At 63.4% G+C, this 23,194-nt stretch carries 18 protein-coding genes; 10 read left to right on the forward strand and 8 right to left on the reverse strand.

Annotation, left to right across the window (positions count from 1 at the left end; genetic code table 11):
- Positions 1-53: 53 nt before the first annotated feature.
- Positions 54-707, reverse strand: coding sequence for a hypothetical protein (locus AC6CDK_RS13485; RefSeq protein ID WP_066357712.1), 654 nt, complete (start codon positions 705-707; stop codon positions 54-56).
- 170 nt (positions 708-877) lie between these two features.
- Between AC6CDK_RS13485 and AC6CDK_RS13490 the strand changes: the two genes are divergently transcribed.
- Positions 878-2,383, forward strand: coding sequence for a glycogen synthase (locus AC6CDK_RS13490; RefSeq protein WP_039645892.1), 1,506 nt, complete (start codon positions 878-880; stop codon positions 2,381-2,383).
- 54 nt (positions 2,384-2,437) lie between these two features.
- Here AC6CDK_RS13490 and AC6CDK_RS13495 read toward each other — a convergent pair whose 3' ends face one another.
- From AC6CDK_RS13495 to AC6CDK_RS13515, 5 genes are all read right to left on the reverse strand, one after another.
- Positions 2,438-2,716: a cytochrome c7 gene (locus tag AC6CDK_RS13495; RefSeq protein ID WP_039645890.1), complete on the reverse strand. Its 279-nt coding sequence runs from the start codon at positions 2,714-2,716 to the stop codon at positions 2,438-2,440.
- A 182-nt stretch (positions 2,717-2,898) separates the two neighbouring features.
- Complete coding sequence (locus AC6CDK_RS13500) at positions 2,899-3,501, reverse strand: hypothetical protein (protein ID WP_039645888.1); 603 nt, start codon at positions 3,499-3,501, stop codon at positions 2,899-2,901.
- Positions 3,502-3,570: 69 nt separating this feature from the next.
- A complete protein-coding gene (locus AC6CDK_RS13505; RefSeq protein ID WP_082021149.1) occupies positions 3,571-4,104 on the reverse strand; it encodes a DUF2721 domain-containing protein in 534 nt (177 codons plus the stop codon).
- A 9-nt stretch (positions 4,105-4,113) separates the two neighbouring features.
- Positions 4,114-4,998 (reverse strand): carbon-nitrogen hydrolase, encoded by an 885-nt coding sequence (locus AC6CDK_RS13510; protein WP_039645886.1) that lies wholly within the window; start codon positions 4,996-4,998, stop codon positions 4,114-4,116.
- The gene (locus tag AC6CDK_RS13515; protein WP_039645884.1) at positions 4,986-6,020 is read right to left on the reverse strand and encodes an agmatine deiminase family protein; all 1,035 of its coding nucleotides are present in this window, start codon (positions 6,018-6,020) and stop codon (positions 4,986-4,988) included. The genes AC6CDK_RS13510 and AC6CDK_RS13515 overlap by 13 nt, the downstream gene beginning before the upstream one ends.
- Before the next feature lie 273 nt (positions 6,021-6,293).
- Between AC6CDK_RS13515 and AC6CDK_RS13520 the strand changes: the two genes are divergently transcribed.
- Together AC6CDK_RS13520 and AC6CDK_RS13525 are read left to right on the forward strand one after the other, a co-directional pair.
- Positions 6,294-7,943, forward strand: a complete 1,650-nt coding sequence (locus AC6CDK_RS13520; RefSeq protein ID WP_192905929.1) for a methyl-accepting chemotaxis protein — start codon at positions 6,294-6,296, stop codon at positions 7,941-7,943.
- Positions 7,944-8,301: 358 nt separating this feature from the next.
- Positions 8,302-10,290 (forward strand): methyl-accepting chemotaxis protein, encoded by a 1,989-nt coding sequence (locus AC6CDK_RS13525; RefSeq protein ID WP_192905928.1) that lies wholly within the window; start codon positions 8,302-8,304, stop codon positions 10,288-10,290.
- Between the two features lie 208 nt (positions 10,291-10,498).
- On the opposite strand, the gene AC6CDK_RS13530 is transcribed toward AC6CDK_RS13525, so the two are convergent.
- Positions 10,499-12,238: an ATP-binding protein gene (locus AC6CDK_RS13530; protein WP_192905927.1), complete on the reverse strand. Its 1,740-nt coding sequence runs from the start codon at positions 12,236-12,238 to the stop codon at positions 10,499-10,501.
- Positions 12,239-12,662: 424 nt separating this feature from the next.
- Here AC6CDK_RS13530 and AC6CDK_RS13535 point away from each other — a divergent pair, with 424 nt between their 5' ends.
- The 5 genes from AC6CDK_RS13535 to AC6CDK_RS13555 all read left to right on the forward strand — a co-directional run bounded on the left by AC6CDK_RS13535 (position 12,663) and on the right by AC6CDK_RS13555 (position 19,124).
- Positions 12,663-15,062: a putative bifunctional diguanylate cyclase/phosphodiesterase gene (locus AC6CDK_RS13535; protein WP_039645878.1), complete on the forward strand. Its 2,400-nt coding sequence runs from the start codon at positions 12,663-12,665 to the stop codon at positions 15,060-15,062.
- Positions 15,063-15,269: 207 nt separating this feature from the next.
- Positions 15,270-16,781 (forward strand): ATP-binding response regulator, encoded by a 1,512-nt coding sequence (locus tag AC6CDK_RS13540; protein ID WP_226048529.1) that lies wholly within the window; start codon positions 15,270-15,272, stop codon positions 16,779-16,781.
- Positions 16,778-18,466 carry a sigma-54 dependent transcriptional regulator gene (locus tag AC6CDK_RS13545; protein ID WP_039645875.1) on the forward strand — a complete coding sequence of 563 codons (1,689 nt, stop codon included), beginning with the start codon at positions 16,778-16,780 and terminating at the stop codon, positions 18,464-18,466. The genes AC6CDK_RS13540 and AC6CDK_RS13545 overlap by 4 nt, the downstream gene beginning before the upstream one ends.
- Complete coding sequence (locus tag AC6CDK_RS13550; protein ID WP_226048528.1) at positions 18,447-18,704, forward strand: hypothetical protein; 258 nt, start codon at positions 18,447-18,449, stop codon at positions 18,702-18,704. Before AC6CDK_RS13545 ends, AC6CDK_RS13550 begins: the two co-directional genes overlap by 20 nt.
- 15 nt (positions 18,705-18,719) lie before the next feature.
- Positions 18,720-19,124, forward strand: coding sequence for a bacteriohemerythrin (locus AC6CDK_RS13555; RefSeq protein WP_039645871.1), 405 nt, complete (start codon positions 18,720-18,722; stop codon positions 19,122-19,124).
- Here the strand turns inward: AC6CDK_RS13555 and AC6CDK_RS13560 are convergent.
- The gene (locus AC6CDK_RS13560; protein ID WP_192905926.1) at positions 19,106-21,409 is read right to left on the reverse strand and encodes an MASE3 domain-containing protein; all 2,304 of its coding nucleotides are present in this window, start codon (positions 21,407-21,409) and stop codon (positions 19,106-19,108) included. The two genes, AC6CDK_RS13555 and AC6CDK_RS13560, sit on opposite strands and share 19 nt — an antisense overlap.
- Positions 21,410-21,688: 279 nt before the next feature.
- Between AC6CDK_RS13560 and nudC the strand changes: the two genes are divergently transcribed.
- Positions 21,689-22,564, forward strand: a complete 876-nt coding sequence (nudC, locus tag AC6CDK_RS13565) for an NAD(+) diphosphatase (protein WP_192905925.1) — start codon at positions 21,689-21,691, stop codon at positions 22,562-22,564.
- A gap of 62 nt (positions 22,565-22,626) precedes the next feature.
- Entirely contained in the window at positions 22,627-23,067 is a 441-nt protein-coding gene (locus AC6CDK_RS13570; protein WP_192905924.1) for a DUF4149 domain-containing protein, read from the forward strand.
- The last annotated feature ends 127 nt before the right edge of the window (positions 23,068-23,194 follow it).

The raw sequence follows: 23,194 nt of genomic DNA on the forward strand, positions 1-23,194 counted from the left end.
CGCAAAAAGGCCCGCACATGGTGGCGGGCCTTTTTGCGTCGGGGCGGGAAACCTTAGCCGTGCTCGACCGTCACGGCCAGTTCCTCCAGTTCATTCTCCAGGTGGGTAACCAGCCCTCTCACCGCTTCCCGATGCCCGTCCGACAGCCCGTCCACCCCGGCCAGGGCGGTTTCGAGGCGCCGCGCCGCGGCAAGAGCGCCCTTGACCGCGACCGCCGGGTCACGCACCGGCTCCTGCCTGCTCCCGGCGACCTCCTTGAACTGCTTCAGCACCGTGGGGTGGCTCCGCTCCTCCTCCACGACCCGCTTGCGCAGGTCGGCGTATTCCTGTTCTGAAAAGCCCTTTTCCTCCCGAGCCTGGCGCAGGAGATCGATGGAGCGGTAGTCGGGGAGGGGACGGGGTTCTTCCCGCCGGGCCAGGAGCTGGGGTTCGTGCTGCTCCATGAAGCGATAGGCCAGCGTCAGCTTCCGGGCCGTTTCCTTCTTGATGCGGACTTCCCTGGTGCAATATTCTTCGAAGCTGCCGTATCCCCAGTCCCGGTAGAGATTGCGGTTGTTCACGCCGAGCAGTCGGTCGCCCAGCTCCACCCAGGATGATTTGAACTTTTTCGCGGTTTCCAGTACCTGAAAGCGCTCCGATGAGGGGTCGAGCTCCTCCATGATCCGTTCGATATGGCGTTCGCCGGAGGATTGGGGCAGGTCGGTCATTGCTGGTTCTCCTGTGAGGGGTGACGATGGTATTCATGAGCCTATCACAAGTTATGGCCCGTCAGGAACGAAGAGATTGCCGCTGCATGGAATTTTTGCTTTGAGCCGCCGGGGGTTCGGGCTACAATTCCCCGGATTGACTTCCATTTCCACATTACGGAGCATTCGACATGACACGACTGAACATCCTCATGGCTGCATCCGAGTGCGTCCCCTTCGCCAAGGAGGGGGGGCTTGCGGACGTGGTGGGGGTGCTGCCCAGATACCTGGCCCGCATGGGGCACGATGTGCGGGTGGTGATGCCGCGCTACTACCGGATCGACCCGGAGCGGTACGGACTGACGCGGCTTCCCGGCGTGCTCGTGGTCCCCATGGGGATCATGGGCAACCAGTACTGCGGCGTCTGGGAGGGGCGGCTTCCCGGCTCCGACGTGCCGGTCTATTTCCTCGAACACGAGGGGTACTACGGCCGGGAAGGGCTCTACGAGGAAGACAACATCGGCTACATGGACAACGACAACCGGTTCATCTTCCTTTCCCGGGCCGCCATGGAACTGCCCAGGATGATCGGCTTCGCGCCCGATGTCTTCCATGCCCACGACTGGCACACGGCCGCGGTGCCCGTATTCCTGAACACCCTCTACCGCGACGACCCCCTGGTGGGCGGTGCCGCATCGGTGCTCACCATCCACAACATGCAGCACCAGGGGAATTTCTACCCCGGCGCCATGGAGGTCCTGGGCATCGGCTGGGAGCACTTCACCTTTCTGGGGCTCGAAAAGGACAACCAGACCAACCTGCTCAAGGGGGGCATCTATCACGCCACGGTCCTTAACACCGTGAGCGAGGGCTACGCCCGGGAGATGCAGACGCCGGAGTACGGGTGGGGGCTCGACGGCGTAGTGCGGGCACGGGCCGCCGATCTGGTCGGCATCCTCAACGGCGTTGATTACGACGAGTGGAACCCGGAGACCGATCCGCACATCGTGGCGAACTATTCCAGTGCCGACCTGTCGGGCAAGAAGCTGTGCAAGCGTGACGTGCAGCGGTTCTTCGGCCTGCCCGAGCGGGAGGACGTGCCGTTGTTCGGCATGGTGGGGCGGCTGGTGAAGCAGAAGGGGATCGACATCCTGGCCGAAGCGATTCCCCGCATCCTCGCCCTGGACGTACAGGTCGTCATGCTGGGGGCGGGCGAGCCCTGGTCGCACTTCTACTTCGGAGACGTGAAGAGCGCCTGTCCCGAACAGTTCGGGCTATATATCGGCTACAACAACGGGCTGTCCCACCGGATCGAGGCGGGGAGCGACTTCTTCGTGATGCCGTCGGCCTTCGAGCCGTGCGGGCTCAACCAGATGTACTCGCTGCGCTACGGCACGCTTCCCGTTGTCCGGGCCACCGGGGGACTCGACGACAGCGTGGAGAACTTCGACGAGCAGAACCTGACCGGCAACGGCTTCAAGTTCTGGAGCCACGATGCCGACTCATTGTTCGACACGGTGGGGTGGGCGGTCCATACCTGGTACCACCGCAAGGACGCCATGTCAGCCCTCATCGGCAATGCCATGGCACAACGGTTCACCTGGGAGGATTCGGCGGGCGCGTATGAGGAGCTCTACTTCCGGGCGCTGCGCAAACGGCTCGGCGTGGGCGTCTTTGTCAGGCGTTTCGGGGGATGATGAAAAAGGGGGATGGCCAGTGGCCATCCCCCTTTTTTCTCCAGGAATCAACTGTTACTTCTTGTGGCATTCGCCGCACTTGGTGGGGCCTTTCCCCATCTCCTTGTGACAGCCGGTACAGGTCTTGTGGGCCCAGTCCTTGCCCATGCCGGCGATCTTGCCCCCTGCCTCGGTCTCGTGGCAGGCTTTGCATTCGCCCTTCACCCCGGCGTGCTTCTTGTGGTCGAAGGTGACGTTGCCGTTCTTTGCTTCCAGGACCACGACCGTGTCGTGGGCAACGGCGAGGCCGGCACAGAACAGGGTGAGTAGTGCGGCTGCTATCAGTCGTTTCATGGCGCTCCTCCTTTTAGTGCGAAAGTCTGCCCCCAATTGTACGGGGACACGGCCCCTTTGCAAGGAGCACCACACATTTTTCTTTAGTTATCAGGCCGGTGCCGGAATCCTTGCTGCGCTCGAACGGCCCACCTCCGCTGTTCTGCCGGTTACCCGCGCCGGCAGGGCTGCCGGCGCCCGTCTCAGGTGGCCGCTTCCTCTCCCTCCGGCTTCGCGCCTGCCTGCTGCGCCCATTCATCCAGCTTTCGCATGACGGCTTCAAAGGTTTTCCGGGATATCTCGGGCAACTCCATGCCGAAATCCTTCTTGGCCATGTCGAAGCCCTTCACGACACCTTCCTTGATCTTTTCCAGGAGGGCCACATCGCCTCCGGCCAGGGAGGCGGCAAACTCCACGATGCGGTCCGACGTCTGTTCAACCCCCCAGTAACCGTCGTCCGCCACCAGCTTTGCCGCCTCATCGGGGGTCAGGTCCTCCAGGTTTACCGTTTTCCCCCCGCCCGCATCGATGGCCGTGGCAATGCCCTGCTCCGTGAAGGTCTTCGCCACCAGCTCGCGCAGCATGAGAAACTTCGAATCAAGGAACTGCTCCCGGTCCAGCGGCTTGCCATAGGTGACCTCCCTGGTTTCCCCGGGGGATTCGCCGATAGTTACCCGGTCTTTGACCTCGTTCCGGACGTCCTTGTCACCCTTTCGCTCCGCTCCGCGGAGGAGTTCGTCGTTGCGCCGGTCCCGTTCCGCTGAATGCGGTGAGCCGACTCCACCCATGCCGATGCCTCCGACCATGACACGACCTCCTCACAAAGGGAAAATGTCCATCTTTTAAAGAGTAGTGTAACAAATTGAAAGCGAATTTCAAATGTCGTCCGCGGGTTTTCCGTTCTGCTTGCCGTACTGCTCTTCCAGATATTCCACGAAATCGATGTGGCGGTTGATGAAGGTGAGGTTGTGGCGGCTTTCGTAGATGAGGATGGCGCTGGCGGCGAAGAGGAAGAGGCCGCCGGCCAGGGCGAGGGCGGTGGGGATCCAACTGGTGTCGCTGCTGCCGTAGGCCACGTTGAAGGCGATGCCGAGGCTCGATGCCACGAAGAGGCCCGTTGCCGTGTAGAGGGCCGCCAGGGCGTGTTGGATGAGCCGGGCGCGGACCCGCTGTTTCTGCACCTGTACCCTCAGGAACGCCATCCGTTCCGCCGCAAAGGGGAGCGTTCCGGCAAGGACCGACTCGATCTCGCTTTTCAGGCCGTTGACCCGGTCGAACACGCGCCCCAGCCGGTTGGAGGTGGAAAAAATGAGGGTGCCCGCGGCGGAAATGAGCACCGCCGGCGTGATCATGGAGGTGAGCACTCGGGCGCCGGAGAGCGCTTCGAGCAATTCCTTGTCTTGGAGCATGGGGGCCTCTCAGTCCCGGTAGCGGCGCAGCAGGTCTCCGTAGGCGTCGATCCGCCGGTCGCGCAGGAAGGGCCAGATGCGCCGGACCGCCTCGCTGCGGGCCAGATCCAGTTCGGCGATGAGCAGTTCCTCGCCGTCGTTGGATGCCTGGGCAATGATCTCGCCCTGGGGGCCGGCCACGAAGCTGGAGCCCCAGAACTGGCTGCCGGGGAGAACTCCCGAGGGGTCCGCCTCATGCCCCACCCGGTTGACGCTCACCACCGGGATGCCGTTGGCCACGGCATGGCTTCGCTGGATGGTGACCCAGGCATCCTTCTGGCGGATCTTTTCCCCGTCCTCGTCACGGGGGTCCCAGCCGATGGCCGTGGGATAGATGAGGAGGTCGGCGCCGGCCAGGGCCATGAGCCGGGCGGCTTCGGGATACCACTGGTCCCAGCAGACCAGGACCCCGAGGTTCCCCGCCGAGGTCCGGATCGGCTCGAAGCCCAGGTCGCCGGGGGTGAAGTAGAACTTCTCGTAATAGCCCGGGTCGTCGGGGATGTGCATTTTCCGGTAGGTGCCGGCCATGGAGCCGTCCTTCTCGAAGACCACGGCGGTGTTGTGGTAGAGCCCCGCAGCCCGCCGCTCGAACAGCGAGGAGACGAGCACCACGCCGAATTCCTTGGCCACGCCGCCGAGCAGTTCCGTGGTGGGGCCGGGAATCGGCTCGGCCAAGTCGAAATGGGCGGTATCCTCGTTCTGGCAGAAGTAGGGCCCCGCGTGCAGTTCCTGGAGCACCACGAGCCGCGCGCCCAGGACGCTCGCCTTGCGGATGTTCTCGATGCTCTTGGCAAGGTTCAGATCCTTGTCGGCGGTGCAGCTCTGCTGGACAAGGGCGACGCTCAGTTTGGACATGACAGAACTCCTTTGGGCAACTGCATGGTTACACAGTGGAGGGAACCGTGCTGCATGATGAGGGGCCGGCAGTCGATGCCGACGATCTCGCGGTCTGGAAACGCCCGGCCAATGGCCTCCAGGGCCGCCTCGTCCGCCGGGTCGTCGTAGACCGGGACCAGAACGGCGCCGTTGATGACGAGGAAGTTGGCGTAGGTGGCCGGCAGCCGCTGTCCCTCGTGATCGAAGCAGGCCCGGGGCCAGGGGAGGGGGATGAGCCGGTAGGGGCTCCCTTCGCGGGTGCGCAGGTTCGCCAGCTCCTTCTCCATCATGAAGAGCGCCGCATAGTGCTCGTCAGCGGCGTCGTCGCAGCGGACGTAGACGATGGTATCGTCCGGTGCCAGGCGGGCCAGGGTGTCCACGTGGGAGTCGGTGTCGTCTCCGGCCAGGAAGCCGTTCTCGAGCCACAGGACCCGCTCGGCCCCCAGGTGGCAGGCAAGAGCCTCCTCAATCTCCGTCCGCGAGAGGTGGGGGTTGCGGTTGGGATTCAGAAGGCACTCGGCAGTGGTGAGGATCGTGCCCCGGCCGTCGCTTTCAATGCTTCCCCCCTCCAGGACGAGCCCCACCGTTTCGGTGGGGATATGGCCGAAAACGCCCAGGTGGCCAAGGCGGCGGGTCACCAGGTTGTCCCGGTCCGCGGCGAACTTGAGGCCCCAGCCGTTGAAACCGAAATCCAGCAGCACGGGACGACCGTCCCGCTCCACGGTAAGGGGGCCGAAGTCCCTGGCCCAGGTATCGTTGGTGGGAAGTTCCACGATGGTTACCCGGTCCATGCGGGCGCCCACGGCCTCCAGGAGCGCGGCGGTCCGCTCGCCGTCGGCCGCCGCCACCAGGGCGGTCTCGAACCGGGTGATCTCTCGGACGATCTGGGCGAAGACCGGCTCCACCAGCCGGAGCCAGGGGTGCCAGTCACTGTCGGGATGGGGCCAGGCGATGAGCACCCCGTCCTGCTCTTCCCACTCTGCGGGGAGGCGTATGGTCATGGCGATACTTCCTGACGGCATGGGATTAAAAAAATAAGTCTAGGGAAATCGGGGGCGGAATGCAATGGATCATTTCCGATACCAGGGCTGTGTAATCGTTGTTAAATATTCATGTTCTCTGAACTGACATGGAATTGTTGCTGTTTTGGTATTGAATTGCTTTTTTCTAAAGTTTGGTCGGATCGTGCCGATATACTTATGTAAATGATAATAACATTAGCTGGTTATGTCGAGTTAGGAAATTATCTTTATTCTGGAAGGAGACTGGATACGATGAAAGCGTGGCGGGACTTGAAAGTGAGGACAAAGATTTTCGCCCTGGTGGCCGCAGGGTGTCTGGGGCTCGTGGTGCTGGGAGCAATGGCACTCAACAATATGCGCGCCCTGAGCAACAGCGTGAAGGAGGCCAACACCGGCATGGAACGCGTGGCGGGCTTTTCCGGCATGAAGAGCGATTTCCTGGAGATGCGGCTGGCGCTCGTCTACATGCTCGCCATGAAAGATGCGGAAAAGATTGCCGGTAAGGAACAGGAGTTTCTGAAGACCGCCGACAGGATCAAGCAGATCCTCGGCGATCTGGGCAAGCAGGAACTGACGGATGGTGACAAAAAATCCCTTGCCGAGTTCAGGGGCGGTTTTGAATCCTACATGGAGAAGGGGACGAGACTCGCCGAACAGATCAAGGCCGCTGCCGCCAAGGGCGATGAGGCGGGCCGGGCCGAGGCCGTGGCCTTTGCCACCCAGAGCGTGGCCCCCCTCTACGACACCCCGGCCAAGATCATCGCATCGATGGTGCAGGAAAATATCGCAGGAGCTCACCGGATGTACGAAGCGGACATGGCCTCGTACCGGCGTTCGTTCATCGTGATGGTGGTGATCGTGCTGGCCGTGGTCGGCTTTGCCGCCGTTGCGGGCATGGCCATCGCCGGTTCCATCAGTGCCCCGCTCAACAAGGTGCTCGACGTTCTCACCAGCGTGGCATCCGGTGACCTGACGGCCCGGGCCGACGTCGACAGTGCCGACGAAATGGGGCTGCTGGCGCGCGAGGTGAATAGTACCGCGACCAAGATCAACGAGATCATCGGCATGGTAGCCCAGAACGCCTCCCAGGTGACTGCCGCGGCAACCCAACTCCATGCCACATCCATCCAGATGTCCACCGGCGCCGAGGAAGTGGCCCAGCAGGCCGCCACCGTGGCCACGGCCAGCGAGGAGATGGCCGCCACCTCGGCCGAGATCGCCCACAACTGCTCCCTGGCCGCCGAGAGCTCCCGCCATGCCAATGACCGGGCCGAGACCGGTTCGGATGTGGTCCAGGAGACCCTCACCGTCATGAACCACATTGCCGAGCGGGTCAAGGATTCAGCGCACACCGTCGAATCCCTGGGTGAGCGGAGCGACCAGATCGGCGAGATCATCGGCACCATCCAGGATATCGCCGACCAGACCAATCTCCTTGCTCTCAATGCTGCCATCGAAGCGGCCCGTGCCGGCGAGCAGGGGCGCGGCTTCGCCGTGGTCGCCGACGAGGTGCGGGCCTTGGCGGAACGGACCACCAAGGCCACCAAGGAGATCTCCCAGATGATCAAGGCGATCCAGGGGGAAACCAAGGGGGCCGTGATCTCCATGGAAGAGGGGGTCAGGGAGGTGGGAAAAGGGACTTCCAACGCATCCAAGTCGGGCGAGGCCCTGCAGGCGATCCTGGAGCAGATCGGCGGCGTTACCATGCAGGTGAGCCAGATTGCCACCGCCGCCGAGGAGCAGACCGCAACCACGGGGGAGATAAACAACAACATTCAGCAGATCACCGAGGTGGTCCAACTCACCGCGCGAGGCGCCGAGGAGTCGGCCCAGGCCGCAGAACAACTGGCGAAACTTGCCGAGGAGCTTCAGGGCCTGGTGTGCAAGTTCAAGCTCGCCTGAGCATCGTCTGATATCCGCAAAACCCCATCAGTTCCCCCCTGTCAGGGGCCGGTTTCGACCGGCCCCTTTTTTTGTCTCGCGAGGGTAAACGTATACGCTGTCCGGTGCCCGGCGTGCGTATACGTTCACGGAATGGCGGCTGAGGTGCTGTGCTGCCGATCCTGGCTTTGTAAGAGCCCGCGCCTGTTGCCGGCTTTTTTGTAACAAATTGTATTTTACCTAAAGTCAATCGGGAAAATCCCGATATGGAGTAGTGTAATGCCTGCAACGAATCGTGACACCCTGGTGGGTGGAATATGGTGCGATCCGCCGGAGTAGCCGGTTGCTGTCATCCCTCGATGCGAAGGAGTTAACGCGGATGGTCACCATGAAGATCAGATCAAAGATGCTCTGTATCCTTCTCTTTCCCCTGCTCGGCCTTGTCTACTTTGCCGCCATGGAAATGGCGGGCAACTACCGCGCCATGGCAAGCGCACGAAGCGTGAGGACCCTGACGCAACTGGCGGTCAAGGCGAGCGCCATGATTCACGAGGCGCAGAAGGAGCGGGGCATGACCGCCGGGTTCCTGGCGTCCGGAGGGGCCCGTTTCGGCGATGAGCTGAACCGCCAGCGCAACGAAACCGACAGCCGGATCAACGATCTCAAGACGTTTGTCGCGGCCAACGGCGAAGGGCTTGCACCGGCGCGCGCGGCACTGGACACGGCCATGGCCGATCTGGGCCGGCTTGGCGACATCCGCGGATCGGCCACGTCGCTCCACCTGGCGGGCAAGGACTCGTTCGCCTTCTATTCGGGGCTCATCGGCTCCTTTACCGATCTCGTTACGCGGATCGCCCGCACCAGTTCCCACCACGATCTTTCCCGTGAGATCAGTGCCTATGCCGCGTTCATCAATGCCAAGGAGCAGGCGGGGCGCGAGCGGGCAACCCTCAATGCCGTATTCACGGCCGGTTCCTTCGATGACGAGACCTATCGCCGCTTCGTTTCGATCCTGGCGGCTCAGGACGCCTACCTCCGCCTTTTCGCCGCCTATGCGAGCGACGGGGCCGTGGCTCTGCTCAAGGATAAGATGGCCAGCCCCGCCGCCGCCACGGTAGATGAAATGCGCAGCAGGGCACTTGAGCGGCACCGGGAGGGAGCGTTCGGCGTGGACCCCCGGGTCTGGTTCACGACCATTACCGAGAAGATCAATGCCATGAAGCAGGTGGAGGACCACCTCTCGACCGGGGTCATGGCAACGGCTGACCGGCTCGCCACTGCCGCTTCAACGGCCATTGTCCGCGACGGAGTCATCACCCTGGTGCTTCTTGTCCTGGCACTCGCCGGGGGGCTCCTTCTCGTCGGCAGCATCACGGCCCCTTTGCGGACCATGCTTGCCATGCTGAAGGACATGGCCGAAGGGGAGGGCGATCTCACCAAGCGCCTCAATGCGGACAGGACCGACGAGCTGGGCGAGATCAGCGCCTGGTTCAACACCTTCACCGACAAGCTCCACGGCATCATTTCCCGGGTCGCCCTGACCACCGCCGAGGTGGCGTCGGCGGCGGCCCATGTCTACGATACGGCCGAGCAGATGGCCACCGGCGCCGAGGAGGTGGCGGCCCAATCCGGCACCGTGGCCACGGCCAGCGAAGAGATGGCCGCCACATCCGCTGAGATTGCCCAGAACTGCTCCCTGGCGTCGGAGGGGGCGAACCGTGCCTCCCTGTCGGCCAATGACGGGGCCGGCGTGGTGGAGTCCACCGTGCGGGTCATGGGGCGCATTGCCGAGCGGGTGAACGCGGCGGCCCGTACCGTGGAAAAGCTCGGGGCGCGGGGGGAGCAGATCGGGGAGATCATCGAGACGATCGAAGACATTGCCGACCAGACGAACCTGCTGGCGCTGAATGCCGCCATCGAGGCGGCCCGTGCGGGGGAAGCCGGCCGGGGCTTCGCGGTCGTGGCCGATGAGGTGCGTGCCCTGGCGGAGCGCACCACCCGGGCGACCCGCGAGATTGCCGGCATGATCAAGGCGATCCAGTCGGAAACCCATGATGCGGTAAGCTCCATGGAAGAAGGCGTGCGGGACGTGGAAAGCGGCACCGGCGAGGCCGCCAGGTCGGGTGAGGCGCTGGAGGACATCCTTTCGCGGATCAACGACGTGGTCCACGAGGTGCACCAGATCGCAACCGCCGCCGAACAGCAGACCGCGACCACGAATGAGATCAGCCGCAACATGCAGGAGATTACGGATGTCGTCCAGCAGACGGCACATGGCGCCCAGGAGTCGGCCCTGGCTGCGGAGCGGCTCAAACGCCAGGCCGAGGAGTTGCAGCGGCTGGTGGGGCAGTTCCGGCTGGCGGCATAGGGCGGCGTGGACTGTCGGGATGAGTGCTCGGGAGGATAGGGATGAGAATGCCTGCACGGCCGGCAGCACTGACGTTGTCCCTCAAACTGATCCCGCTGGACCTGCCGGCCTTGCCGAAGAGCAGCATGCCGCAGCGGGGCGGTTCAGGGCCGCCGGGTAGTGGTTGTCCGCCAGATGTTGCCGACAATGCCGGGAGTTCCCGGCATTGTCACTTCTCCTCCGCAAGGTTGTCCTCATCTCCGCTCAGCGTGAAGTAGAAGATAGCCCCCTTTTCCAACTCCGCCTCTGCCCAGATTCTGCCCCCGTGGCGGCGGATGATCCGGTCCACCGTGGCAAGGCCCACGCCGGTTCCGCCGAACCACCCTTCGCCGTGGAGCCTCTGGAAGGGCTCGAACAGCTTGCCCGCGTACCTCATGTCGAAGCCCGCTCCATTATCCTTCACGTAATAGACCGGGGTGCCCGCATCCTGGGTCACGCCGAACTCGATGGCTGCATCCGGGTTCCTGGCCGTGTACTTCCAGGCATTTTCCAGCAGGTTCCGTAGCGCCGACCTGATGAGGTCCGGGTCGGCGCAGCACTCCAGCCGGTCGGGGAGGGTGACCGACACGCGGCGCTCCGGCTCCGCCGTGTTCAGTTCGTCAAGGATCTCACGGGCCAGTGCCGCCAGGTCGACCGGTCTGCAGCGCAGGGCGTCCCGGGACATCCGGGAGAGATTGAGCAGCGCGTCGATCAATTCCCCCATCCGGGCTCCCGCCGCATGGATCCGGCCCAGGATCTCCACTCCCTCCCCATCGAGCTTGTCGCCCTGTTCATGGAGCAGGACCTGGGCGTAGGAGGCGATGTGGCGCAGGGGAGCCCGCAGGTCGTGGGAGACCGAGTAGCTGAAGGAACTCAGCTCCCGGTTGGCGTTCTCCAGTTGGGCCGTCCGCTCGGCAACCCGCAATTCCAGTTGGTCGTTCAGGGTGCGGATTTCCGCGCGCGCCTGCTCCACCTCGGTAACTTTCGTGGTGAGCTCCCGGTTGGTGCGCTCCAGCTCCTTCGTCCTTTCCGCCACCAGGCGACGCAACAGCGCCGGCTGGCGCTGGGTGGAAAAGAACAAGGCCCCCACCAGCAGCGAAACCGTCACAGCCAGCCCGTAGCCGGGAACATAGAGGGGAGAGCACGGCCAGCCCCCCCGGGGCGCCACCGCCAGGACCCATTGGCCGTTGGGCACCTCTATCACGTGGGTGACGGGGGCCGGGAGGGGGGAGTCGGTGGAGCGGGCAATGCTCTGACGCTTTCCCGTTTCAGAGTGGGAGCGGTATAGTTCGTAATCGTAACCACTCTGGGCCAGGCTGCCCAGGTTGGTTGCCGGGAGAAAATCCTGGAGGCGCAGGACCGCGATGACAAATCCCCAGAAGCGCTCCGGTCCCGCTTCCGTTTCCAGAAAAACCGGCAACCGGCCCACCAGGGCCGTTCCCCCTTGCCTGAGCTCCAGAGGACCCGCCAGGGTGAGTGAGCGGCTGTTGATGGCGTGCAGGGCCTCGGCCCGTTGTGTCGGGTCGTCCAGCAGGTTGAAGCCGACGGCCTTTTCATTGCCCGCCCGGGGATAGACGGCCGAAACCTTGCCGTGGGGGGCCAGGTCCAGCGCGCTGATGCCCCCGTACTGCGTTATCATGTCGGCTGCCAGGCTGTCGAAATCCTTGATGGAACCGTAGGCCCGGAGAATGGAGGCCAGGACGTAGGTGGGGGAAAGGGAGCGGGAGAGCTGCCGGTCCAGGGAATGGGCCGCCCCGGCGGCCACTTCGGCCACGATGTGCCGCTGTTCCTGGTGATAGCGCTGCTCCATCAGGGTAACGATCGTCGCGCTCACGGCAAAGACCAGCACCGCAACCACCAGGGCCCGCACGAGGGGGTCCCCCTGTCTTGCAGATGCCGTGCCGTCTTTGGCGTGATCGCCCTGAATCATGTAAGGCCCCATCGATTCTGCGCAGTTTGACGCTGAAATGAATCCTGTCTGTGACCCCGTAGGTACGGGTAAGATGGCACTCATTGAGTATAACCTAAAAAATAACTTTATTCGACGCTGAGTTGTTGTCCGCCGGCCAGGTTTTCCGATGGACCTCCTCACGAGTGTGTCGTGGTACAGACCTGTATGTCACACTATCGTGCCACGGCACACTTGACAGTGTGTAGATACGGCAGGTCATGACGTTGCCGGTTGCCCATCGGTCGGGTAACGGACATGTATCAATAGTGAATCATTGATGTTTTCAAGGAGGTGTCAGCTTTTTATTCCGATACGGTTATTACGCTCCCGGCGGCACGACACTTGTAATCTGATTGGCAGGAGCTCGCACTGCATGACGTCATGATATCGGGGAGGGTGTCCAATGGGCAGGGAGAGCAAAGGTACGCGGCAGCGGAATGTGATGCGGTTGGTGAGCCAACCGGACCCGGATGCAACGGCGCCGTTCGCCTCGTTCGTCCCTGGCGGCCGCCCGGCTCCTCCCGCCGCGGACGACGATGCCCGGCCAGTGCCCGGTCCGCCGGCCGAATGGACCGTGCGCCACTACATACGCAAGAAGAAAGAACAGCGTTTTCCCTCCACCGGCGGGCAACAGCGCTGCTTTTCCGGGTTTGATGCCGTGTGCGGCATGAAGGACGGGGTGCCGGAACGGCCGACGGTCGTTCTGATCATCGAAGACGACCGGCAGGTGCGCCGCCTTGCCGGGGAGGTGCTGAAGGAGGCCGGATTCGTGGTGGTGGAGGCGTGTGACGGCCGGGAAGGCGTGGTCCAGTTCGGCAGGGTCAGGCCCGATGTGGTGCTGCTCGACGTGATCCTTCCCTACATGAATGGCATGACCGTGTGCAGGGTCCTGCGGGAGATGCCCGGGGGCGAGCGGGTCCCCGTCGTGATGATGACGGCCCTGGGCGATTCGGATGCGGTCCGGGAGGCGTTCGATGCGGGAGCCACCTTTTTCGTCCAGAAGCCGATCAACGTCTCAACCCTCCCCGAACACCTCACCTACCTCGTCAGATCAAGCCGTGTCCTTCAGGAACTCCATGAAAGCGAAGCGCAAAACCGGGCACTGCTGAACGCAATTCCGGACATGATGCTCCATGTCTGCCGCGAGGGGACCATCCTCGATTTCCGCGCCGGCAATGGGTGCGCCTATGCGGCGTTCGGGGGAAATCTCCGCGGCAGGACCATCGCGGATCTCCTCCCCCCGGGTGCGGCAGCCCAGTTCATGGCCCAGATCGGGCACACCCTTGCCACGGGAACCATGATGGTCTGTGAGTATGAGCTGGAGGGCCCCGGCGGCCTCAATACCCACGAGGCCAGGATCGTCGCCAACGGCACCGGCACGGTGCTCGCCATCGTGCGCGACGTGACGGAGCGGCGTCAGTCGGAGGAAATGATCCGCTACCTGGCCCATCATGACAGCCTCACGGGACTGCCCAACCGGATATTCTTCGGCGAGATGCTGGAGCTCGTCCTGTCCCGCGCCCGGCGCGACGGCAAGCAGGTTGCCATTCTCTTCGTGGATCTTGACGACTTCAAGCTCATCAACGACACCCTCGGCCACGCCGCCGGCGACCACCTGCTGCGGGAAGCGGCCCAGCGCCTCAAGGGGTGTGTCCGGGACAGCGACTGCGTGGCCAGCGGGGCAGGGAGCGACCTGTGCGGCACTATCGCCCGCTTCGGCGGCGACGAGTTCATCCTGTCGCTGGGGAACCTGGACTCCGTCGACGATGTGGTTGCGGTGACGCAGCGGATTACCAACGAGTTTTCCCGGGAGTTCCGGATCGACGGCCATGAGATCTTCGTCTCGGTGAGCATCGGCATCTCCATGTATCCCGACGACGCCGAAGATACCGGCTCTCTGGTCAGGAACGCCGACATGGCCATGTTTGCCGCAAAGGAAGAAGGGGGGCCGTCGTTCCGCTTCTTCACCCGGGGCATGAACGAAGCCGCCCAGCAGCGTCTCGCCATTGAACTCAGCCTGCGCAAGGCCCTGGAGCGGGGTGAGATCTTCGTCCACTACCAGCCCAAGGTGGACCTGTCCTGTGGTGAGATTACCGGTTTCGAGGCCCTGGCCCGCTGGCGCCACCCGGAGCTGGGGCTGATTCCCCCCGAGACCTTCATCCCCCTGGCGGAAAAGAACGGTCTGATTGTCCGGATCGGCGAGTGGGTGCTGAGAACCGCCTGTACCCAGGCCAGGGTGTGGATCGACGAGGGCTTTTCCGATCTGTGCATGGCCATCAACCTCTCAAGCCACCAGTTCACCAGCGGCAGCCTCACCTCTCTGGTCAAAGAGGTCCTTGACGAGACGGAACTGCCCCCCTCCTGTCTCGAATTCGAGATTACCGAGGGCATCCTCATGGAACGGACCGACAAAACCATGCGGACCCTCTCCGAGCTGCGGGACATGGGGGTCAGGATCTCCATCGACGATTTCGGCACCGGTTACTCCTCGCTGGGCTATCTCAAGCGCTTTCCCGTGAACACGGTCAAGATCGACCGCTCGTTCGTGCGGGAAATCGATTCGCCCCACGAGGACGCGGCGATCATCAAGGCCATCATTGCCGTGGCGCGCAACCTGAATCTCCAGGTGGTGGCCGAGGGGGTCGAAAGCCATAGCCAGACTGAATTCCTCCTGGCCCATGGCTGCAACGAGGCCCAGGGGTTCCTCTTCGGCAAGCCAGTGGCCCCCGATGAGGCGAGCCTGATGCTCCGGGCCGGTAGATGGCGCGACGCGCCCGCGCGTGCCATGGCGCGGGGGCGATGATGCCGGCACGCCGGCTGAACTGCTGAACATTATGAAAGGAAGGGGAACGATGGGGCTGCGGCAGACGCAGCCTTTTTTTCTGTCAAACAGCCAACCATGACAAAAAAATGTTTCCGGTCCGGAGAGAGGTTGAAAAAAATCTAAATTCACCGATACTTATGACCGATACGGTATAGTATGATCACTCAATTGCGGATGAAACATGTTATGGATGAATGTCCCCTGGAAAATGCGCCTCCTCTGATCCTCGTGGTGGACGATGATGCGGTGACCCGCAAGATGTTGCGCAATCTCTTCACGCTTTCGGGCTACCGCGTGGCCGATGCGGAGGACGGTGCCCGGGCGGTCGAGATGTATCGCGAGCACTCGCCGGATCTGGTCCTCCTCGACATCATGATGCCGGTCATGGATGGGTATGGTGCCTGTGCGGCGATCCGCGGCCTGCCGGGCGGCGAGCATGTCCCGATCATCATCATGACCGCCCTGGACGACGTGAGTTCCATCGGCCGCGCCTTTGACGCCGGGGCCACCGATTTCATCGAAAAGCCCGTGAACTGGATGCTCCTCAACCACCGCCTCCCCTACCTGCTGCGGGCACGGGACGCCTTTGTCTCCCTCCAGCGCAGCGAGGCCACGAGCCGTCTGCTTTCGGGCGAGCTGATGGCGCTCCTGAACTCCATCAACGACAGCCTTGTCCTCTTTTCCACCGACCTGAAACTGCTCTGGGCCAACCGGAGCGCGGAGCACCTCTACGGGGATTACGTCGAGCGGCTCACGGGTCAGGAGTTCGTCTCCCTCAAGGGGGCGCGGGGCATACCGTCGGACGCCTTTGCCGTGCGCACGTCGCTCGGCTCGGGCGAGCCCTTCTACGAGCGCGTATCATCCGCCGGCGGCAAGATATGGGACATGAGATACTTTCCCGTGCGCGGCGAAGACGGCACCGTGCGCGGCATCATCGAACTGGCCTCGGACATGACGGAGATGGTCTCCCTCCAGGCAGAGGCCCTCCGGTCGGGGCAACTGGCCGCCTTGGGCGAACTGGCGGCCGGCGTGGCCCACGAGATCAACAACCCCATCAACGGAATCATCAACTATGCGCAACTGCTGGTGAACTGGCTGCCGTCCGCCTGCAAGGAGCGCGATATCGCCGAGCGGATCATCCGGGAGGGGGATCGGGTGGCGGGAATCGTCCGGGGGCTTCTCTTCTTTGCCCGGGAGGGCATGGGCGCTCGTCTGCCCTGCAACGTCGCCGAGGTGCTGACCGATACGCTCACCCTCACCGAGGCCCAGATCCGCAAGGACGGCATCACCCTCAAGGTCGGGGTGCCGGCGGACCTGGGCCGCGTGAGGGCCAGCCATCAGCAGCTCCAGCAGGTCTTCCTCAACATCATCAGCAACGCCCGCTATGCCCTCAACGAGAAGTTCCGCGGCTTCCATTCCGCCAAGATCCTGGAAATTCGGGGCGAACGCGTGCTCATCGACGACCGCCCGTACATCCGGATCGGCTTCAAAGACACCGGCACCGGCATCCCGGACGCCATCAAGGACAAGGTGATGACGCCGTTCTTTTCCACCAAGCCCACCTGCAAGGGGACGGGCCTGGGGCTCAGCATCAGCCAGAACATCGTCCGCGACCACGAGGGCAGGCTCTCCATCGAGAGCCGCGAAGGGGAATTCACCCTGGTGAGCATTGACCTTCCCTCCGAGGAGGTGCTATGACATACAGCATTCTCGTGGTAGACGACGAGGAGAGCCTCCGCTATACTTTCCGCTGCTTCCTGGAGCACCAGGGCTACGAGGTGGCGGTGGCATCGAACTACGAAGAAGCCCTGGCGGCCCTGCCCGCAGGGTTCGATCTCGTCTTTGCCGATATCGTCCTCGACGGCTGGACCGGCGTCGATCTGCTGCGCGAGGCACGGTTGCGCGGGTTCGACGTCCCCTTCGTCATGGTGACCGGCTATCCCCACATCGATACCGCCTCTGAAGCGCTCAGGCTCGGCGCCTACGACTATATTCCCAAGCCGGTGAAGCAGGAGACCGTTGTCCGGGTCGCCCGCATGGCGATCCGCCACCATCTGGTCTCCAGGGAGAAGGACCAGTACCGCTCCAACCTGGAGGCGATCTTCCGCAGCGTCAAGGATGCCATCGTCACCGTTGACCGGGGAATGCGGCTCATCGCCTGTAACACTGCCGCCGCCACCCTCTGCGGTATCACGAAGGGCAAGGTCGAGGCTCAAGAGCTCTTCTGCCCCGAAGATTGCCAGCACCAGTGCCTGAAACTTCTGGAAGAGACCCTCGTCAAACGCCGGCCCATCGAAGGGCAGCGATTCGTCTGCCGCAGGCAGGGGCAGCCCGATCGTGTGATCGCCGCCGCCACGTCGCCCCTGCTGGATCAACTGGAAGGTTTCGACGGAGCGGTCCTCGTGGCCCGGGACGAAACCCGTCTCGACCACCTGGAGCGCCGGGCCTCGGGGCGCCGTTCGCACCTGTCGCTGGTCGGCGGCAGCGCGTCGATGCAGCGGCTCTATGCGCTGCTGGAGGCCCTGTCGGACGTGGATACCACCGTCCTCATCACCGGTGAGAGCGGAACCGGCAAGGAACTGGCCGCGGATGCCCTCCACCGGGGTGGGCGCCGTGCAGACAAGCCCTTTGTGGCGGTCAACTGCGCCGCACTTCCCGAAACTCTTTTGGAGAGCGAGCTGTTCGGCCATGTGAAGGGGGCGTTCACCGGCGCGCTCAGGGACAAGGACGGGCGCTTCCAGAAGGCCGATGGCGGAACGATTTTCCTGGACGAGATAGGGGACGTATCGCCCGCCATGCAGTTGAGGCTGCTGCGGGTGCTTCAGGAGAAGGTGTTCGAACGGGTCGGCGATGCGACACCGATACGGGTCGACGTGCGGATCGTGGCGGCCACCAACCGCGACCTGGCGCAATTGGTGCGCGAAGGGCGGTTCCGGGAGGACCTCTATTACCGGCTCAAGGTCGTGCACCTGGAACTCCCCCCCCTCCGGGAGCGCAAAGAGGATATCTCCCCGCTGGTGGAGCACTTTCTCGGGCGCCTGACCGCCCGCTTCGAGAGGAACCCCCTCACCATCTCCCAGGAGGCGCTGGACACGCTGATGTCCCATCCTTGGCCCGGCAACGTGCGCGAACTCGAACACGTTCTGGAGCATGCGGCGATCCTGTGCCAAGGGCACGTCATCCTGCCCGATCACCTGCCCGCCGACCTGGCTCCGGCCGCCCCGAGTCTTCCGGCACCCCGGGCGGCCAGGGTAACGGACGAAGCAGCCCTGATCCGCGATGCCCTCGTCCGGGCAGGCGGCAACAAGACCAAGGCCGCGAAGCTCCTCGGCATGAGCCGCCGGACCATTTACCGCAAGCTGGATGAGCACGCAATCAAATGAGCTGGTGAGCCGGATCGCCGGCGGCTCCGGGCAGCAGAACGCCACCACCGACCAGATCACCATGAACCTCCAGCAGGTCTCGGACGCGATCGACGCGTCCTCCCGCGGTTCGGAGGAGGCCGCCACTGCGGCCCACCCCCTCTCGGCGTTCTCCGAAAATCTCCGGGACATCGCGGGCCGGTTCCGCGCGGCATGGCGGAGGGCCGGCGAAAGGTGCCGACCTTTGCAGTACAAATAGAGAAGGGAGAATTTGATGGTTGTATGGAAGGATGAGTACCTGATCGGGGTCGAGCAAGTGGACCGGCAGCACCGCGAGCTCTTCGACCGGTTCCATCGGCTCATGGATGCCCTCACGGGAGGGACCGCAAGGCACGAGTTGCAGGAAACAATAGTATTCCTCGAATCATACGCCGAGGAGCATTTTTGCGAGGAAGAAACCTTGCTGCGGGAATGCCACTATCCCGACGCCGATTCCCATCGCACGGCCCACGAGACGTTCCGGCAACAGCTCTGCGGCTTCAGGGAATCGCTCGCTGAGCAGGGGGCAACCAACCTGCTGGTGATCGAAACCGTCCGGGCCCTGTTCCAGTGGCTCGTGGACCATGTCTGCGGCATGGACAGGGCGTTCGTGTCCTATCTTCAGCAGAGGGTGAAGTAAAAGGTGGCCCCCTGTCCCACCTCTCCTTCCGCCCAGACCTTCCCGCCGTGGCGCTGGACGATCCGCGCCACCGTGGCGAGGCCGATGCCGTGCCCTTCGAAATCGTCGGTGTGATGGAGCCTCTGGAACGGCGCGAAGAGCCGTTCCGCCAGTTCCATGTCAAAGCCGGCCCCGTTGTCGCGAACAAAGTAGGTTGCGGCGCCGCTTCTGCCGGTCACGCCGAACTCGATGCGGGCATCAGCGCGCTTGCTGCTGTATTTCCATGCATTTCCCACCAGGTTGTCCAGTACGACATGGAGTAGCCCCGCGTCCCCCCGGGCCGTCACCCCTTCGGTCAGATGGAAGCTGACCCTGCGCTCCGGCTCGCCCATCCTCAGGGTTTCGGCTATCTGACGGGCCATGGTGCTCAGGTTTACCGTTTCGGGCTTCATGGCACAGCGCGTGATCCGGGAGAAGTTGAGCAGGGTTCCGATGAGATGGTCCATGTTGCGCGTTTCGTCGTAAATGCTGCGGACGAAATCGCGGCATTGATCTTCCAGTTGACCGCCGTACAACTCCAGAATGAGCTGGGAGAACCCGTTGATGTTGGTGAGGGGGCGGCGCAGGTCGTGGGATACCGAGTAGTTGAACGCCTCCAGTTCCTCGTTGGCGGCCTCCAGTTCGCGGTTTACCGCTTCCAGTTGCTCGACGCTCGCCTCCAGTTCGCAGTTGGTTTCCTCCAGCACCTCCGCCCGGGCCTCCAATTCCTTGTTGAGGATGACGACCTGCTGCTCGGCCCGCTTGCGGGCGGTAATGTTCCGGACAAGGCTCAGCAGGCACTGCTCGCCGTTCAGTTCGATAATGACGCCCGAGTAGAGTCCGATGATCGTTTCACCGTTCCTGTTGCGGAACACGATTTCCCGGTCGTGGACCGAGCCCTGCCCGGTAACCTCGCGCAGCACATCTTCGCGCTCGGCTTTGTCAATCCAGATGCCGAGATCGTACGATGTGCGGCCGAGCACCTCTTCCTTCCGCCAGCCAAGGGCCTTTTCGAACGCCCCGTTCACCTCCAGATACCGTCCGTCGGCAAGGGATGCGATGATCATGATGGTGGGCGCGGTGTTGAAGGCCTTGGCAAAGCGTTCCTCCGAAGCGCGGAGTTCGGCTTCGGCCCGCTTGCGGGTGGTGATGTCCTGGAAAAAGACCGAGAGCCCGTCCCGCGAGGGGTAGGCGTGAACTTCGAACCAGCGGGCGAGGGGAGAGTAGTACTCCTCGAACGTGGCGGTCGCTCCGCTCGCCACGGCGCGGCGGTACTCCACGTCAAACCTGGTGCCCGAGGCAGCTGCGAATTCCTCCCAGATACTCTTCCCCAGCAGGTCGCCCCTGGTGCGCCCGAGCAGCCGTTCCGCCTCCCCGTTCAGGTAGGTGAAGCACCATGAGTGATCCAGTGAAAAGAATGCATCGGTAATGCTTTCGAGGATGGCGGAGATGCGCTGGTGGGACTCCCGCACGGCCTCTTCCCGTTCCGCCAGTTCCCGGAACAGGATGTCGTAGGGGCGGGTCAGGGCCGTTTCGACCAGTCCCCGGTAGATGAGCAGCACGGCCGCTGCCTTGAACAGGTGGCCGACCAGGTTGCTCAGGCCGAAGACGTCGATGTAGAAGGTGAAGGCCAGTTCGGCTCCCACCATGAGGGCGAGGGCCCCTGACAGATAATTGGCGACCCGGCGGTCGAAAGCCCTGCGCTTGAGCCTCAACAGGGCCAGGGCTGCCACGAAGGTTGCGGAAATGATGTATTCGCTGACTTTTTTGAATGGGGTGAGGCCGACCCCCTCCACAAAGCAGACGGGAAAGGCCTGCCAGGCGAAGATGGCGGCGAGCGTCAGCGAGGTGACGGCCAGGTATGCGGCCAGCAGGGTGTGCGGCAGAAGCCGGCGGCCGATGAAAAAGGGGGCCAGCAGGAACGAGGCGCTCTGCAGGTAGCGTCCTGCTATCCAGAGTTGGGTGGGGAGATTGGCGTCGAAGCCGGGGAAGAGCCCCATGCCCTTGTAGGCGAGGGTGTGCAGCAGGTCGATGCCGCCGACGCAGAGGTGGGCGATGCCGATGGCCAGCAGATACCCGTTGGCTGCAAAGCGGCGCGAGTTCCAGGCAATGACGAATATCCCGCCCGAAATGACCACGGAGAAGAGCTCAACCAGCACATGGAACAGAATGAAGCTGTAAAAGCTCGTCAGGTAGAGCCCGGCAAGGATTCCCGTCCCTATGACCAGCAACGGCAAGGTTTCGGACGTGTTCCTGTTTTCGGTCATGGAGATTTCCATAGTTGCTTGATGCTTTTTTGTTGCCAAAGTGTTTAGTGGGTGGCGTAGGGGAAGTATACCGGCTCCATGTCGTGCCGCGCAAGCCAGGAAATCCCTGAGGAGGCGAAACAACCCGCACAGTTCACGGTTGCGCGGGCGCGGCGGGGCAGGTATCATTAGAGCTTGTTCGCAGGCAACGGTCTGCGGGGGCGCAGACGGCGCGCCGCCAGTCCCCGCGTCACGGCGCCGGTTGCGGAGACGCCCCCTTCTACAGCCTCCGGAGGCCCCATGCGCTATCCCGATACGGTCAATTTCCCCTTCAACGCGGCGGTCCTCGGCGACAGCTTCGACATGCTCCATCCCGGCATCCCCGATGACGACTCACCGGGCATCTGGGCCATTTTGCGCGGAGGTTCGCTGGTCGTTGCCGCTCAGGGCGGCCGGTTGGCGCTTCCCTGCGGGACGTTGCCGGAAGGGCTTTTTGTCGAGTCCGAGCCTGTTCTCATGGGCCGCTGGCAGGGGATGCCGGTCAGGGCCGTCCGCGTCGGCGCCCGGACGGAGCTGCCGCCGCATCTGGCTGCTGAACCATTCAACGCAGGCGGGGAGTGTCTGGATGACGTGACCCTGACCCTGGGTGGCATTGCCCAGCAGGTTCTGCACTGGGAGCGCTCCAGCACCCGTTGCCCGCGGTGCGGCGGTGCCACGGAACGCCTTGCCGGCGGATGGGGCAAGCACTGTCCCTCGTGCCGGACCGAGCACTTTCCCCACATCCATCCCTGCGCCATCATCCTTGTCAGGCGGGGAGACGAGTTCCTCCTGGTCCGCAAGCCCGAGTGGACGCCCGGGCGCTACAGCCTCGTGGCCGGCTTTCTCGATTTCGGCGAATCCCTGGAGGAGTGTGCCCGCCGCGAAGTGCGGGAAGAGGCCGGGGTTGAGATTGCCGGCATCCGCTACGTGGGGAGCCAGTGCTGGCCGTTCCCGAGCCAGCTCATGGCCGGGTTCGTGGCCGAATACGCAGGCGGCGAGATCCGGGTCGATCCCGATGAAATCGAGGATGCCAGGTGGTTCAGCGTGGACCGGATGCCCGGTTCGCTCCCACAGCACCGCAGCATTGCCCGGTGGATCATCGAGCGCTTCGCCCTCGGGGACCGGGAAACGCCGTGAAAGGCAGGGACTCGGGATTCGGGATCCGAAAAAGCATACCAGCACCGTAAGGGAGGTTTACCGTGTCATTTGTTTCCGCGCTCTGCCGCCTGGCCGTCGCCCTGTGGGTCGGCGGCGCCGCCCTGTTCACCTTTATCCTGACCCCGATCATCTTCCGTTCCGAGAGCCGCGACGCGGCCGGGCGCATCGTTGGCTATCTCTTCCCGGGCTACTTTCGCTGGGGGCTCGCCTGCGGCGCCGTGGCCCTGGTGGCGCTCCTGGTCGTCAGGGGAAAGAGCTGGATTCCGGCCGCGGCCCTGATGGCAGTGATGCTTGCCGTCACGGCATTCCAGGCATTCCATGTCGAGCCGAAGGCCGCGGAGCTCAAGCGTCAGATTCCCTCCTTCGAAACCACCACCAAGGATCATCCTCTCAGGCGCGAGTTTTCGAAGCTTCACGGGATTTCAGCGGCGTGCAACCTGTCGGTGATTGCCGGCGGGGTGGTGCTGGTGATCCTGCTCTAGGGTGGAGAACGCCATGGAGATTCCCCGCCACCCCGACTCCCGCCCCCTTGCCCTGGCGGACAAGCCGCTGCTGGACGCCCTGTTCGCCGAGCTTCAGCCCCGCGTGTCCGAACTGACCTTCGCCAAT

This window comes from Geobacter sp. PheSNFMC (assembly GCF_059620965.1).